Annotated in this window: 11 protein-coding genes and 1 tRNA gene; 11 read left to right on the top strand and 1 reads right to left on the bottom strand. The window is 65.6% G+C overall.

Annotated features, from left to right (window positions below):
* Nucleotides 1-16: 16 nt before the first annotated feature.
* The 7 genes from trpB (at nucleotide 17) to pyk (ending at nucleotide 11,389) form a co-directional block, all read left to right on the top strand.
* Nucleotides 17-1,348 carry a tryptophan synthase subunit beta gene (gene trpB, locus AC1Z36_RS10210; RefSeq protein ID WP_105656707.1) on the top strand — a complete coding sequence of 444 codons (1,332 nt, stop codon included), beginning with the start codon at nucleotides 17-19 and terminating at the stop codon, nucleotides 1,346-1,348.
* A complete protein-coding gene (trpA, locus tag AC1Z36_RS10215) occupies nucleotides 1,349-2,131 on the top strand; it encodes a tryptophan synthase subunit alpha (protein ID WP_105656706.1) in 783 nt (260 codons plus the stop codon).
* Nucleotides 2,131-3,147, top strand: a complete 1,017-nt coding sequence (gene lgt, locus AC1Z36_RS10220) for a prolipoprotein diacylglyceryl transferase (protein ID WP_286134569.1) — start codon at nucleotides 2,131-2,133, stop codon at nucleotides 3,145-3,147. The genes trpA and lgt overlap by 1 nt, the downstream gene beginning before the upstream one ends.
* A gap of 92 nt (nucleotides 3,148-3,239) precedes the next feature.
* On the top strand, nucleotides 3,240-3,404 hold the full coding sequence (locus tag AC1Z36_RS10225; protein WP_181149008.1) for a hypothetical protein: 165 nt from the start codon (nucleotides 3,240-3,242) through the stop codon (nucleotides 3,402-3,404).
* A 305-nt stretch (nucleotides 3,405-3,709) separates the two neighbouring features.
* Nucleotides 3,710-8,329 carry a glutamate synthase large subunit gene (gene gltB / locus AC1Z36_RS10230; protein ID WP_483561241.1) on the top strand — a complete coding sequence of 1,540 codons (4,620 nt, stop codon included), beginning with the start codon at nucleotides 3,710-3,712 and terminating at the stop codon, nucleotides 8,327-8,329.
* Nucleotides 8,322-9,791 carry a glutamate synthase subunit beta gene (locus AC1Z36_RS10235; RefSeq protein ID WP_105656705.1) on the top strand — a complete coding sequence of 490 codons (1,470 nt, stop codon included), beginning with the start codon at nucleotides 8,322-8,324 and terminating at the stop codon, nucleotides 9,789-9,791. Before gltB ends, AC1Z36_RS10235 begins: the two co-directional genes overlap by 8 nt.
* 86 nt (nucleotides 9,792-9,877) lie before the next feature.
* Nucleotides 9,878-11,389, top strand: a complete 1,512-nt coding sequence (pyk, locus tag AC1Z36_RS10240) for a pyruvate kinase (protein ID WP_105656704.1) — start codon at nucleotides 9,878-9,880, stop codon at nucleotides 11,387-11,389.
* A 182-nt stretch (nucleotides 11,390-11,571) separates the two neighbouring features.
* Here the strand turns inward: pyk and AC1Z36_RS10245 are convergent.
* Nucleotides 11,572-11,656: transfer RNA gene (locus AC1Z36_RS10245), tRNA-Leu, on the bottom strand.
* Between the two features lie 189 nt (nucleotides 11,657-11,845).
* Here AC1Z36_RS10245 and AC1Z36_RS10250 point away from each other — a divergent pair.
* The 4 genes from AC1Z36_RS10250 to AC1Z36_RS10265 all read left to right on the top strand — a co-directional run bounded on the left by AC1Z36_RS10250 (nucleotide 11,846) and on the right by AC1Z36_RS10265 (nucleotide 14,871).
* Complete coding sequence (locus tag AC1Z36_RS10250; protein WP_105656703.1) at nucleotides 11,846-12,463, top strand: ANTAR domain-containing response regulator; 618 nt, start codon at nucleotides 11,846-11,848, stop codon at nucleotides 12,461-12,463.
* 290 nt (nucleotides 12,464-12,753) lie between these two features.
* Nucleotides 12,754-13,986, top strand: a complete 1,233-nt coding sequence (locus tag AC1Z36_RS10255) for an inorganic phosphate transporter (RefSeq protein ID WP_105656702.1) — start codon at nucleotides 12,754-12,756, stop codon at nucleotides 13,984-13,986.
* Entirely contained in the window at nucleotides 13,983-14,231 is a 249-nt protein-coding gene (locus AC1Z36_RS10260; RefSeq protein ID WP_105656701.1) for a hypothetical protein, read from the top strand. The genes AC1Z36_RS10255 and AC1Z36_RS10260 overlap by 4 nt, the downstream gene beginning before the upstream one ends.
* A 94-nt stretch (nucleotides 14,232-14,325) precedes the next feature.
* On the top strand, nucleotides 14,326-14,871 hold the full coding sequence (locus AC1Z36_RS10265) for a dihydrofolate reductase family protein (protein ID WP_105656700.1): 546 nt from the start codon (nucleotides 14,326-14,328) through the stop codon (nucleotides 14,869-14,871).
* Nucleotides 14,872-14,885 lie beyond the last annotated feature (14 nt).

Below are 14,885 nucleotides of genomic sequence, written 5' to 3' on the forward strand. Positions count from 1 at the left end.
AGGAAAGAGGGAATCGATGAGCACTCCGGAAAACTCCGAGCACCGCCAGTCGATCGATGCACAGTCGCTAAGGCACGCAAGCGGCCCGTACTTTGGTGCCTACGGCGGGCGATGGATGCCCGAGTCCCTCATGGCCGCCATGGACGAGCTGAACGAGACCTTCGAAGCGGCCAAGAACGACCCCGAGTTCATCGCCCAGGTCAAGGACCTGAACAAGAACTACTCGGGGCGCCCCTCGCTGCTCACCGAAGCCAAGCGCTTTTCCGAGCAGTACTGCGGCGGGGTGCGGATCTTCCTCAAGCGCGAGGACTTGAACCACACCGGCAGCCACAAGATCAACAACGTGCTCGGCCAGGCGCTGCTGGCCAAGCGCATGGGCAAGACCCGCATCATCGCCGAGACCGGTGCCGGCCAGCACGGCGTCGCCTCGGCCACCGCCGCGGCCCTGATGGGCCTGGAATGCGTGGTCTACATGGGCGCGGAAGACACCCGCCGGCAGGCGCTGAATGTCGCGCGCATGCGCCTGCTCGGCGCCACCGTCATCCCGGTCACCGTCGGCTCCCAGACGCTGAAGGACGCGATCAACGAGGCGCTGCGCGACTGGGTGGCCAACGTGGATAACACCCACTACCTGCTGGGCACCGCCGCCGGCGGCGCACCGTTCCCGGCCATGGTCCGCTACTTCCACGAGGTCATCGGTGACGAGGCCCGCGAGCAGATCCTGGCCCAGGCCGGCCGCCTGCCCGACGCGGTGACCGCCTGCATCGGCGGCGGATCGAACGCGATCGGCATCTTCCACGGCTTCCTCGACGATCCCGAGGTGGAGATCTACGGCTACGAGGCCGGCGGCGACGGCGTGGACACCGACCGCCACGCCGCGACCATCACCCTGGGCCGCCCGGGCGTGCTGCACGGCGCGAAGTCCTACCTGATGCAGGACGAGGACGGGCAGACCGTCGAATCGCACTCCATCTCCGCGGGCCTGGACTACCCGGGCGTCGGCCCGGAGCACGCCTACCTGGCCGACATCGGCCGCGTGAAGTACGAGCCGGTCACCGACACCGAGGCGATGGACGCGTTCAAGGCGCTGTGCCGCACCGAGGGCATCCTGCCGGCGATCGAGTCCGCGCACGCCCTGGCCGGCACCATCCGCCTGGCGGCGCGCAAGATCGCCGAAGGCGCGGTCCCCGAAGAGACCATCATCATCGCGAACCTCTCGGGCCGCGGGGACAAGGACGTGGGCACCGCTGCCGCCTGGTTCAACATGATCGACGAAAAAGACGCCGAGGCCGAAATCAACGCGGCCACTGCGCAGAACTCCGGCTCGCAGAAATCCGAGGAGAAGTAGATGACCCGCGTGACCAGCGCCCAGAAGATCGCCGCAGCCCGCGCCGAGGGCCGCCCGGCCCTCATCGGCTACCTGCCTGCCGGCTTCCCCGACGTCGCCACCAGCATCGAGGCCGCCGTGGCGCTGGCCGAGAACGGCGTGGATGTCATCGAGATCGGCATCCCGTACTCCGACCCGGTGATGGACGGTTCGGTGATCCAGGAAGCGACCGTGCAGGCGCTGGCCAACGGCTTCAAGGTCCCGCAGATCTTCGACATCGTGCGCGGAATCACCGAACGCACCGACGTGGCAGTAATGGTCATGACCTACTGGAACCCGGTGCTGCGCCTGGGCGTGGACGAGTTCTCCCGGCGCTTCGCCGAAGCCGGCGGCGCCGGCCTGATCACCCCGGATCTGGTGCCCGACGAGGCCGCCGAATGGATCCAGGCCAGCGAGAAGCACGGCCTGGAGCGCGTGTTCCTCATTGCCCCTTCGTCCACCGAAGCGAGGGTGCAGCGCACCGTGGATGCGTCCTCCGGCTTCGTCTACTGCGTGTCGCTGATGGGCGTCACCGGCGCCCGTACCGAGGTTTCCTCCGCCGCGCAGGCAGTGGTCGCCGCCGCCCACAACGCCGGCGCCGAGAATGCCTGCGTGGGCCTGGGCGTCTCGCGCCGCGAGCACGTGGAAGAAATCGGCGCCTACGCCGACGGCGTGATCGTCGGCACCGCGCTGGTCGCCGCCCTGCGTGACGGGGGAGTGCCGGCCGTGGGCGCCCTGGCCGCCGAACTGAGCGGACGGGCCTGATGGCTTTTGCCGCGCAGCTGGCGCTTGCCTTGCCCGCCTCCATCCCTTCGCCGCCGCCGGAATTCGCCAGGATCTCGATCGGCCCGCTGACCATCCACGCCTACGCGCTGTGCATCCTCGCGGGCATCCTGATCGCGCTGTGGCTGACCAACAAGCGCCTCGGTGCCCGCGGCGGCAACTCCGACATGCTCTGGGACATCGCCATCTGGACGATCCCCTTCGGCATCATCGGCGGACGCCTCTACCATGTGCTGATCACCGACCCGATGTACTACTTCGGACTCGGCGGGCAAACCGCCCACCTGGCCGAGATCCCGCAGATCTGGCTTGGCGGGCTGGGCATCATGGGCGCGGTGTCGCTCGGTGCACTCGGAGCGTGGATCGGTTGCCGGAAAGCCGGCATCCGGCTCTCGGCCTTCGTCGACGCGGCCGTGCCCGGCCTGCTGCTGGCGCAGGCGGCCGGGCGCTGGGGCAACTGGTTCAACCAGGAGCTGTTCGGCGCGCCGACCGACTTGCCGTGGGGCCTGGAGATCGATGCGGACAGCTACAACTTCCCGGCCGGGCTGCCCGCGGACACGCTCTTCCACCCGACCTTCCTGTACGAGTCGCTGTGGAATGTGCTGGGCGCCTTCGTGCTGATCGCGCTGGACCGGAAGTTCAAGCTGCGCCGCGGCGCACTGTTCTGCTGCTACATGATCTGGTACGGCATCGGCCGCACCTTCACCGAATCGCTGCGCCTGGACCCGGCCGAAATCATCGCCATCGGGCCGTTGGCCCTGCGCGTGCACCAGTGGCTGGCGATCGGCATCGCCATCGCCGGCATCCTCGCGCTGATCGTGGTCCTGGGCAAGCTGCGCAAGCAGCAGGTCGATCCGTTCTACCTGCCAGGCAGGGCCCCGGCGCAGCCGGTCGAAGCAGATCGCGCCAAGCCCGCCGCGCACTCACCGGCGGAGTCCAGCTCCGATCCGGGCACCAGCCCCGATCCGGGCAACGACGCCACAGAGCGGCAGCAATAATTCCATAGCACCATTCCGGTGGCCGGCAATCATCCACGCTTGCCGGCCACCGGTGGTTTAAGCCGCGCCAGCAGCTGCCCGGATCCGCTTTCATGACGCGCTCTGGCCCCAATATGGCGAAATGTCCGGAAAATCTGGGCAGTTTTCCGTCCCTCGGGCGCAACATGCCCGAAACATTGGGCGGCTATCAAAACCGGCTGGCAAAACCGGTTTTCGCGATCCCCGCCCGCAAAAAACTGCTTTTTCCGCGCCGGTAGCGGCAGAAGCTTTTAACATTCCTGAAACACAAGCACGCGCATGCGAGAAACAAAACCTGCGTAACGTGTGATCCACGCGCCACGCTGGTCGATCGACCCCTGGAAAGGCCAGCTGGTGCAGCACCACAACGAGGTGGGAAATGTTCGTCCCCGAAACCTCGATGCGCAAGCAGACCCCGCTTAGCACTGTCGAAAAGTTTCAGCTAGATGAAACATCCAGGCGGCCGGAAGCCCTTGCCAAGAATAAGCCCTTTACCGGGGGCTGCCGCGCGCCTATCCTGCATGAACCAAAGAAAGGCACGCTCATGAGCATGACCGGAGTCCAGATGAACGCCTCGCCAGGTTTTGGCGAGGAGGTCCCCTCGCCCTACACCCGTTTTTCCGCGCTGCCTGGCGCGCAGGGTCTGTATGACCCAGCGGCCGAAAAGGATGCCTGCGGCCTGGCGATGATCGCGTCCCTGAAGAACGATGCCAGCCACGAGATCGTCGCCCACGCGCTGACCGCCCTGCGCCGGCTTGAGCACCGCGGCGCCATCGGGGCCGATGAAGGCACCGGCGACGGCGCCGGCATCCTGCTGCATCTGCCCGACGCCTTCCTGCGCAGCGTCACCGCATTCGATCTTCCCGCCGCCGGCTCCTACGCCGTGGGCATGGGCTTCCTCCCGGCCGACGCCGGCGAACGTGCCTTCGCCCAGGAAGAACTGGAAACCATGGCCGCCGAGGAGAACCTGGCGGTGCTCGGCTGGCGCGAGGTACCGGTTGATTCCGACGTGCTCGGCGCCTCGGCCCGCAAGGTGATGCCGTACATCGCCCAGATCTTCATCGGCGCCCACGCTGGCGCCCCGGCCGCCACCCGCCGCGAGCTGGACGCCGCCGCCTGGCGCATCCGCCGCCGCGCGCACAACAAGATGGGCGTGTACTTCGCCTCGTTCTCCTCGCAGTCCATCGTCTACAAGGGCATGGTCTCCACCGCGCAGCTCGAGCCGTTCTACCCGGACCTGTCCGACGCCCGCTTCACCAGCCGCTGCGCGATCGTGCACTCGCGCTTCTCCACCAACACCTTCCCGTCGTGGCCGCTGGCCCAGCCTTTCCGCACCATCGCGCACAACGGCGAGATCAACACCGTCAAGGGCAACCGCAACTGGATGCGCGCCCGCCAGTCGACCCTGGAATCCGAGCTGCTCGGCGAGGTGCCCGAAGAACTGTTCCCGATCTGCACCGCCGGCGCCTCGGACTCGGCCTCCTTCGACGAGGTCGCCGAAATGCTCATGCTCTCGGGCCGCAACGTGACCGAGACCATCATGATGATGATCCCGCAGCCGTGGGAAAACGACGATCAGATGGACGCGGACCTGCGCGCCTTCTACCAGTACCAGTCCATGCTCATCGAGCCGTGGGATGGCCCCGCCGCCGTCTGCTTCACCGATGGCGCGATGGCCGGCGCGGTGCTGGACCGCAATGGCCTGCGCCCAGCCCGCTGGTGGGTCACCGACGACGGCCTGGTGGTCCTGGCCAGCGAGGTCGGCGTGATCGACGTCGACGAAGAGCACATCGTGAAGAAGGGCCGTGTCGCCCCGGGCAAGATGTTCGCCGTGGACCTGGACGCCCAGCGTATTGTCGAGGACGCCGAGATCAAGGCCGAAGTGGCCACCGCCAAGCCATGGCGCGAATGGGTTTCGCAGAACCTGAAGACGCTGGCCGACTTCCCGGACCTGGAGCACGTGCGCCACAACTCCGCCTCCGTGGCCCTGCGCCAGCTGACCTTCGGCTACACCACCGAGGAGCTGCGCGTGCTGCTCGCTCCCATGGCCGCCACCGGTGCCGAACCGCTGGCCGCCATGGGCACCGACACCCCGATTGCCGCCCTGGCTGACCGGGCGCGCCTGCTGTTCGACTACTTCACCCAGTCCTTCGCCCAGGTCACCAACCCGCCGCTGGATGCAATCCGCGAAGAGCTGGTCACCTCGATGGGCACCGCGATCGGCCCCGACGGCAACCTGCTGTCCCTGGACCGTGTCCCGCAAACCCAGATCGCGCTGGACTACCCGGTGCTGACCAACGACCAGCTGGCCAAGATCGTGCACCTGCGCGACGAATCCGGGTCCAAGTACTCGCTGAAGGTGCGCGGCCTGTACCGCCCGGCCGGCGGCGAATCCGAGCTGCGCGCCCGCCTGCAGGAAATCTGCGAGAAGGTTTCCGCCGCGGTGAACCGCGGGGTGCGCTACATCGTGCTCTCGGACCGCGATTCCTCCGCGGCCTGGGCGCCGATCCCGTCGCTGCTGCTGACCTCCGCGGTGCACCACCACCTGCTCAAGAGCTCCAACCGCACCCGCGTTTCGCTGATCATCGAGTCCGGCGACGCCCGCGAAGTGCACCACATCGCCCTGCTCATCGGCTACGGCGCCAGCGCCATCAACCCCTACCTCGCCCTGGAATCGGTCGAGCAGATGGCCGAGAACGGCGAGCTGCCCGGAGTTGACGGGCACCAGGCCAGCAGCAACCTGATCAAGGCGCTGGGCAAGGGAGTGCTGAAGATCATGTCCAAGATGGGCATCTCCACGGTCTCCAGCTACTGCGGCGCGCAGACCTTCGAGGCCGTGGGCCTGTCCCAGCGCGTGGTCGACCAGTACTTCACCGGCACCGCCACCAAGCTCTCGGGCATCGAGCTGGATGTGGTGGCCGCCGAGGCCGCCGCCCGCCATGCCCGCGCCTACCCGGAGATCGACGGCGGCGCCCAGCCGCTGGAACTGGAAACCGGGGGAGAGTACCAGTGGCGCCGCGAAGGCCCGCCGCACCTGTTCAACCCGGAAACCGTCTTCCGCCTGCAGCACTCCACCCGCACCCGCCGCTACGACGTGTTCAAGGAGTACACCAAGGCCGTCGACGACCAGGCCGCACAGCTCAAGACCCTGCGCGGGCTGCTGAAGTTCAAGACCGAGGGGATCACCCCGATCGCCATCGACGAGGTGGAGCCGGTCAGCTCCATCGTGAAGCGCTTCGCCACCGGCGCGATGAGCTACGGCTCGATTTCGGCCGAGGCCCACGAAACCCTGGCCATCGCGATGAACCAGCTGGGCGCGAAGTCCAACACCGGCGAAGGCGGCGAGGATCCGGAGCGGCTGCTCGATCCGGTGCGCCGCAGCGCGGTCAAGCAGATCGCCTCGGGCCGCTTCGGGGTGACCAGCTTGTACCTGGCCAACGCGGATGACATCCAGATCAAGATGGCCCAGGGCGCCAAGCCCGGCGAAGGCGGCCAGCTGATGAGCGCCAAGCTCTACCCCTGGATCGCCAAGACTCGCCACTCCACCCCGGGTGTCGGGCTGATCTCCCCGCCGCCGCACCACGACATCTACTCGATCGAGGACCTGGCCCAGCTGATCCACGACGCGAAGTGCGCCAACCCTTCCGCCCGCGTGCACGTGAAGCTGGTCTCCGAGTCCGGCATCGGCACCGTCGCGGCCGGCGTGGCCAAGGCCAAGGCCGACGTCGTGCTGATTTCCGGGCACGATGGCGGCACCGGCGCCTCGCCGATGAATTCGCTGAAGCATGCCGGCACCCCGTGGGAAATCGGCTTGGCCGAAGCGCAGCAGACGCTGATCCTCAACGGGTTGCGCGACCGCGTCACCGTGCAGGTCGATGGCCAGCTGAAAACCGGGCGCGACGTGCTGATCGGCGCCCTGCTGGGTGCCGAGGAATTCGGCTTCGCCACCGCCCCGCTGGTGGTCTCGGGCTGCATCATGATGCGCGTGTGCCACCTGGACACCTGCCCGGTGGGCGTGGCCACGCAGAATCCTGCGCTGCGCGAACGCTTCACCGGCAAGGCCGAGTTCGTGGTGAACTTCTTCGAGTTCATCGCCCAGGAGGTGCGCGAGCTGCTCGCCTCGCTGGGGGCGCGCACCCTGGACGAGGTGATCGGCAAGGTCGAACTGCTCCAGGCCGATCCCGCCCAGTTCGCCGCGCACGACAAGGTCTCCGGGCTGGCCCTGGATGCGATTACCCACGTGCCGGATACCGAACTGGCGGCGCGCCGCCGCCGCATCGGCCAGGACCACGGGCTGGACACGCACCTGGACCAGCAGCTGCTCGCCGCGGCCGGACCGGCGCTGGCTGACCGCCTGCCGGTCAGCATCGACGCGGCGATCGTGAATACCGACCGCTCCACCGGCACGCTGCTGGGCCACCATGTGACCAAGACCTTCGGGCTGCAGACCCTGGAGCGGGACACCATCAAGGTGAACCTCTCGGGCCGCGCCGGCCAGTCGCTGGGCGCCTTCCTTCCCGAGGGCATTACTCTCAAGCTCTCGGGCGACGCGAATGACTACGTCGGCAAGGGATTGTCCGGCGGCCGGATCGCGATCCACCCGCCGCACACCACCCTGTCCAAACCCGAGGAGCAGGTCATCGCCGGCAACGTGGTCGGCTACGGCGCCACCAGCGGGGAGCTGTTCATCAACGGCATGGTCGGCGAACGCTTCGCGGTGCGCAACTCCGGGGCCACGATTGTCACCGAAGGCATCGGCGAGCACGGCTGCGAGTACATGACCGGGGGACAGGTGCTGATCCTGGGAGCCACCGGCCGCAACTTCGGCGCCGGGTTCTCCGGCGGCGTGGCCTGGGTGCTGGACTTCGATGCAGCCAAGCTGAACCCGCTGGCTGCCGGGCAGTCGGACCTGCTGGTAGCGCCGATTACCGATGCCGAAGCCGAACGCATCCACGAGCTGCTCACCGAGCACATCGCATTGACCGCATCCCCGCTGGCCTCCCGCCTGCTGCTGGACTGGGAACGAACCCGCAGCCGGCTGACCAGCATCACCCCGCGCGACTTCGCCGCCGTGCAGCAGCTGCGCAGCGACGCAGTAGCCAACGGGCAGAACCCGGATTCGCCGCAGGTATGGAACAAGATTTTGGAGGTGACCCGTGGCTGATCCACGTGGATTCCTGAAGGTGACCGAACGTGTCACCCAGCCCAAGCGCCCGGTGCCGGTGCGCCTGATGGACTACAAGGAGGTCGTCGAGCGCCAGAAGTCCGGCATCCTGGAGGAGCAGGCCGGCCGTTGCATGGACTGCGGCGTCCCGTTCTGCCATTCGGGATGCCCGCTGGGCAACCTGATCCCGGAGTTCAACGACCTGGCCTACAGGGGCCGGATGGATGATGCGGCCGCCCGGCTGCTGAGCACCAACAATTTCCCGGAGCTCACCGGCAAGCTGTGCCCGGCCCCGTGCGAGTCCTCCTGCGTGCTGGGCATCAACCAGCCCGCGGTGACCATCAAGCAGGTCGAAGCCGAACTCGCTGGCCACCTGATGGACGCCGGCGACTTCGTGCCGCAGCCGCCTGCCCGCCACACCGAGCACCGCGTGGCGATCGTCGGTTCGGGGCCGGCCGGATTGGCCGCCGCCCAGCAGCTGACCCGTGCCGGGCACACCGTGGCCGTCTACGAGCGCGACGAAGCCATCGGCGGCCTGCTGCGCTTCGGCATCCCGGACTTCAAGCTGGAGAAGCAGGTCATCGACCTGCGCCTGGCCCAGATGGAAGCCGAAGGAACGATCTTCCGCACCGGCATCGAGATCGGCAAGGACATCTCCTGGAAGCAGCTGCGCCGAGACTACGACGCGGTCATCGTGGCCACCGGTGCCACGGTGCCGCGCGAGCTGCCGGTGCCGGGCAACAAGCTCGAGGGCGTGCACCATGCCATGGAGTTCCTCACCGAGAGCAACCGCGTGGTCGCCGGCCAGCTCGATGCCCCGCGCATCGATGCGGCGGGCAAGCACGTGATCGTGCTGGGCGGCGGAGACACCGGCTCGGACTGCATCGGCACCGCCCTGCGCCAGGGCGCGGCGAGCGTCACGACGCTGGCCATCGGCCAGCAGCCGGGCACCGAGCGCCGCGAAGACCAGCCGTGGCCGATGATGCCGGTGCTTTTCGAGGTGCAGACCTCCCATGAGGAAGGCGGCGAGCGGACCTACCTGGCTTCGACCGTGAACTTCATCTCCGGCGAGGGAACTGAGCAAAACAAGGTGATCGGTGTTACAGTTGCAGAGACAGAATTTGTTGCTGGCAAGCGCCTCCCGAAGCCTGGAACCGAACGCGTAATCAAAGCGGATCTGGTTCTGCTTGCCCTCGGGTTCACCGGTCCGGAAGTTTCCGGATTGGACGAACAGGTCAGTATCGAATTCGACAACCGGGGCAACGTCGCCCGAGATGGCTACTACATGACGAACACCGAATCGGTATTCGTCGCCGGAGACGCCGGTCGGGGACAGTCGCTGATCGTGTGGGCTATCGCCGAAGGACGCGCTTGCGCGGCCGCGGTCGACAAGTTCCTCATGGGTTCGACTACCCTTCCTGCACCGGTTGCTCCAACCGATAGGGCCATCAGCATCATTTGAGTGACATAGGCTTGAATGCGGCGCACCCGGATGCCGGGTGGGCCGCATTTTGCCTATGTGAACATGAAAGGCATTTGGCTGACGGAATGAGACGCGCAAAGATTGTGGCAACCTGGGGCCCGGCCCTGGCAAGTTATGAAAATACTGTAGCGGTACTGAAGGCGGGCGTAGACGTAGCCCGCCTGAACATGAGCCATGGAGACCACTCCATGCACGCACAATCCCTGGCGAATGTGCGCAATGCGGCCGCGGAGATCGGCCGCGCGGTTGGCATCTTCGCCGACCTGCAGGGTCCGAAGATCCGCCTTGGCCGCTTCAAGGACAACGCCAAGTACACCCTCGAGGCTGGTGAGGAATTCACCATCACCATCGAGGACATCGAAGGTACCCGCAACCTGTGCTCCACCACCTTCAAGGGCCTTCCCACCGATGTCCAGCCGGGCGATTTCCTGCTGATCAACGACGGCAAGGTCAAGCTCAAGGCGCTGGCAGTTGACCAGACCTCGGTGCGTTCCGAGGTCGTCGTCGGAGGCGAGGTGTCCAATAACAAGGGCATCAACCTGCCAGGCGTCGCGGTGAACGTTCCCGCATTGAGCGAAAAGGACGAGGACGACCTGCGCTGGGCACTGCGTGCCGGCATCGACATGGTCGCACTGTCCTTCGTGCGCAATGCCGAGGACATCGAGCGCGTGCACGAGATCATGGACGAAGAAGGCCGACGCGTGCCGGTGATCGCCAAGATCGAGAAGCCGCAGGCCGTGGCCGCGCTGGAAGAAATCATCAATGCCTTCGACGCCATCATGGTCGCCCGCGGCGACTTGGGCGTGGAGCTGCCGCTGGAAGAAGTTCCGGTCGTGCAGAAGCGTGCCGTGGAGCTGGCACGCCGCTGGGCCAAGCCGGTCATCGTCGCCACCCAGGTGCTCGAATCGATGATCGAATCGCCGACCCCGACCCGCGCCGAGGCTTCGGACTGCGCCAATGCGGTGCTCGACGGCGCCGACGCGGTCATGCTCTCGGGGGAGACCTCCGTGGGCGCGTACCCGGTGGAAACCGTGGAGACCATGTCGCGCATCATCTCCTCGACCGAGCAGCACGGCCTGGATCGCATTCCCCGCTTGGGCTCCCAGCCGAAGACCCGCGGCGGCGCGATCACCCGTGCCGCGGTGGAGATCGCCGATCAGCTCGACGCGAAGTACATCGTCGCCTTCACCCAGTCCGGCGACTCGGCACGGCGCCTCTCGCGCCTGCGCCCGAAGAAGCCGGTCCTGGCTTTCACCCCGCTGCAGCAGACCTACAACATCATGACCCTGATGTGGGGTGTGCAGGCACGCCTGGTGGCCTACGCCGACCACACTGACAAGATGACTGCCCAGGTGGACGAGGCGCTGCTCTCCGAAGGCCTGGCGGAGCTCAACGATATCGTGTGCATCGCCGCCGGCTCCCCTCCGGGACAGGCAGGGTCCACCAACTCGCTGCGCGTGCACAAGGTCGGCGACCTCGCCGATGCCGGCCAGCTGGTCAATGGCAAGCCGATGCCTGCTCGCGAGAAGGTCGGTCCGTGGGCACCGGAAAACGTCTCCACGCCGAAAAACCTGTAGACGCTCTTTCGCGCACTAGCTGAGGCAAGAAAATCCGCCCTGCTCCAGAATTCTGGAGCAGGGCGGATTTTTTGCCTTGGCGCCCGCAAAGCGCGATTGTGAACTCGAGCACGTGCCCTGTGGTTGCGCGCGCAAAAAAAGGCCGTTGAACCGGACAATTTCCGATCCAACGGCCTTCATGCTGGTGCCCAAGGTGGGACTCGAACCCACACATCTTTCGATACCGCATTTTGAGTGCGGCGCGTCTACCGATTCCGCCACTTGGGCTGGCACTTTGACTACTTTACTAGAGGTTTTCCAGATTTCCTAATCAGGAACCTCGCGTCTTCGCCTCAACAAGAGTACATGCCAGTAGGCTTAGATGTGAAACCGAGGCAACGTGGCTTCGCTGAACTGAAACCATCTAGATACTGCCCATTCAGCGGGCAGGATTTCTGACCATGGAGGAAGGCGCCAATGAGCGAACTACCTGAAATCACCCGCATCCCATCCGAGGTGCAATCCACTCCGCGTCGAGTGGTCGTTGCCGAGGATGAAACCCTGATCCGCTTGGATATCGTCGAAATTCTCCGTTCCGAAGGGTACGACGTCGTCGCCGAAGCCGACAACGGCCAGACCGCCCTGGAGAAGGCGCGCGAATTGAAGCCCGATCTGGTGCTCATGGACGTGAAGATGCCGGTCATGGATGGCATCACCGCCGCCGAAGCCATCGTCAAGGAACGCATCGCCCCGGTCGTCTTGCTGACCGCCTTCAGCCAGAAGGAACTGGTGGAGCGTGCCCGCGAAGCCGGTGCCATGGCCTACGTGGTCAAGCCGTTCACCCCGGCAGACCTCACTCCGGCCATCGAAATCGCGATTTCCCGCAATGACGAGCTGCGCGCGCTGGAGGAAGAAGTCAGCAACCTGGCCGAGCAGTTCGAAACCCGCAAGCTGGTTGATCGCGCCAAGTCGCTGCTCATCACCAAGATGGGCTTGACCGAGCCGGAAGCGTTCCGCTGGATCCAGAAGACCTCCATGGATCGCCGCCTGAGCATGCGCCAGGTTGCCGAGACGGTCGTCGACCAGGTCAAGTAGGGACCGCCAAGCACTGGATTGTGCGCCAAGCCACTTATGGTTTGGCGCACATTTTTTATGCCTGCGATGCGCCGATACCGCGCTTGGAGGCTAGTTAACCCTCTGGTAACCAGTTGTTCATCCGAGTTTTCCCCGGATGGGGTTGAAGTTCCGGATTGACGTACTGCGCCGTACGCCTAAGATGGAAATTGCGCTTAGAACGAAGTCCTGCACGCCAATGCCTTTCGCAGGATCCTATTTCTGGCCCGTTCTCTTTTTCCTTGCCGTTCGACCCCTCAGGCTGGTATTCAATGGATTTGACGCTTATCGTCGTCCTGGTCATTGCCTTGGCGTTGTTTTTCGACTTCACCAATGGTTTCCATGACACGGCCAATGCGATGGCCACCCCAATCGCAACCGGAGCAATTTCCCCTAAGAAGGCAGTTGCCCTCGCCGCAATTCTGAACCTGGTTGGCGCATTCCTCTCCACCGAGGTAGCGAAGACCATTTCAGGTGGCATCATCAACGAAGACCCGACCTCGGGCGTGGCTATTGGGCCGGCGATGATTTTCGCCGGCCTGATGGGCGCCGTGATCTGGAACCTGTTCACCTGGTTGCTGGGACTGCCTTCGAGCTCCTCCCACGCATTGTTCGGCGGCCTGGTAGGCGCCGCGATCGTCGGTGCAGGCTTCGCCTCGGTGAACTACAGCGTGCTGCTCTCCAAGGTGCTGCTTCCGGCCCTGTGCGCGCCGGTGATCGCCGGCATCTCCGCGTACCTGTGCACCAAGCTGGCCTACGCGATCACCAAGCGCGAGAATGGAGCGGCGCCCAAGCGCGGGGGCTTCCGCTACGGGCAGATCTTCTCTTCCTCGCTGGTCGCGCTGTCCCACGGCACTAACGATGCGCAGAAGACCATGGGCATCATCACCCTGACCCTGGTGGCTTCTGGCCTGCAGGATTCCGACTCCGGCGTGCAGTTCTGGGTTGTTGCCACCTGTGCCTTCGCCATCGCGCTGGGTACCTACACCGGCGGCTGGCGCATCATCGCCACCATGGGTTCGGGCCTGACCGACGTGAAGCCCGCGCAGGGCTTCGCAGCCGAGATGTCCACCGCTTCGGCGATCCTGACCTCCTCGCACCTGGGCTTCGCGCTGTCCACCACCCAGGTAGCCTCCGGCTCCGTGATCGGTTCGGGCATGGGCCGCAAGGGCGGCGAAGTCCGCTGGGGCACCGCAGGACGCATCGCGTTGGGCTGGCTGTTCACCCTGCCAGCAGCCGCGGCCGTTGGCGGCGTGGCCGCAGCGATCACCCACCTGGGCACCATCGGCATCGTGATTGTCGCGATCGCCGGCACCGGCGCCATGCTGACCATCTGGTTCCTCTCGCGCAAGCAGCCGCATGACCACGAGTCGAACATTTCCGACATCGATAACTCGGGCGCAGCGGTGAACATCCTGACCAAGAAGGAACGCCGTGCCAAGGCCAAGGCGGAAGCCAAGCTGGCCAAGGCTGCCGCAGCGCAGAAGGAAGCCGATAATTCATGATTGACTGGACAGCCTTTCTCATCGTCGCCGCCATCACCTGGTTTTCCGCGATGGCGATCGTGGCGGCCTACTCCTTCGGCGTCCGCCTGCTGGCAGTTGCCAAGGACGAGGGCCGCAACCAGAGCCTGAGCAATGCCGGAGCCTACGCTTGCTTCGCGATTTGCGGCCTGATCGTCCTCTTCGGCGTGGTGCTGATCGTGCCGCAGCTGAGCGAAGCGATCCTGGGCTTCTCCTCGAGCCACTAGGAACTGCTCGCGGCTGCGGGTGGATCCGACACGATTTTCGGGTCCCTCGACAACTTGATATTGCCTTCGATGGAGGCACCCCTAGACTGGAGCCATGACTAGCTTCAAGTACTACGTGGGTGCCTCCATCGATGGTTTTATCGCCGATCGCAGCGGAAGCGTCCAATGGTTCATCCCCTATGCCACGCAGCCGGGAGTGAAAAAGCATTTCGACGAGTTCTTCGGGAGCGTCGGCGCCGTAGTGATCGGTGGCAAGACCTACGAGAACATCGTCCGTGATGCTGCCGAGGGAACCGTGCCGTGGGTGTTCGGCGAGAAGCCGGTGTGGGTCTTCACACACCATGAACTGCCGACACTGCCCGGAGCGGACCTGACCTTCATCCGCGGCGAGGTGGGCTTCTGGAGCCGGGACATCGCCCAGAGCGCAGGGGCCGGGGACGTGTGGGTGGTTGGCGGTGCCGACCTGGCTGGAGCGTTCGTCGAAGCCGATGCGCTCGATGAGCTGCTTCTGGTCACCGTTCCGGAGGTGCTGGGCGACGGGGCCAATATCTTTGGCCGCGGGATCAGCACGCAGCTCTCGGCCCTGGGGATCACCGAGCTCGGCGCGGATATCTTCCTCTCGCGCTACGCGATCGGCTAAACGGCCAAGGGGAC

The sequence above is a fragment of the Glutamicibacter sp. BS14 genome (assembly GCF_056934375.1).

What these genes read in the sequence shown, in the direction of transcription:
- pyk (WP_105656704.1), top strand. Translation starts at nt 9,878, where the DNA reads ATGAGACGCGCAAAGATTGTGGCAACCTGGGGCCCGGCCCTGGCAAGT.
- AC1Z36_RS10265 (WP_105656700.1), top strand. Translation starts at nt 14,326, where the DNA reads ATGACTAGCTTCAAGTACTACGTGGGTGCCTCCATCGATGGTTTTATC.
- AC1Z36_RS10250 (WP_105656703.1), top strand. Translation starts at nt 11,846, where the DNA reads ATGAGCGAACTACCTGAAATCACCCGCATCCCATCCGAGGTGCAATCC.
- gltB (WP_483561241.1), top strand. Translation starts at nt 3,710, where the DNA reads ATGAGCATGACCGGAGTCCAGATGAACGCCTCGCCAGGTTTTGGCGAG.
- lgt (WP_286134569.1), top strand. Translation starts at nt 2,131, where the DNA reads ATGGCTTTTGCCGCGCAGCTGGCGCTTGCCTTGCCCGCCTCCATCCCT.
- trpB (WP_105656707.1), top strand. Translation starts at nt 17, where the DNA reads ATGAGCACTCCGGAAAACTCCGAGCACCGCCAGTCGATCGATGCACAG.
- trpA (WP_105656706.1), top strand. Translation starts at nt 1,349, where the DNA reads ATGACCCGCGTGACCAGCGCCCAGAAGATCGCCGCAGCCCGCGCCGAG.
- AC1Z36_RS10255 (WP_105656702.1), top strand. Translation starts at nt 12,754, where the DNA reads ATGGATTTGACGCTTATCGTCGTCCTGGTCATTGCCTTGGCGTTGTTT.
- AC1Z36_RS10225 (WP_181149008.1), top strand. Translation starts at nt 3,240, where the DNA reads ATGACGCGCTCTGGCCCCAATATGGCGAAATGTCCGGAAAATCTGGGC.
- AC1Z36_RS10260 (WP_105656701.1), top strand. Translation starts at nt 13,983, where the DNA reads ATGATTGACTGGACAGCCTTTCTCATCGTCGCCGCCATCACCTGGTTT.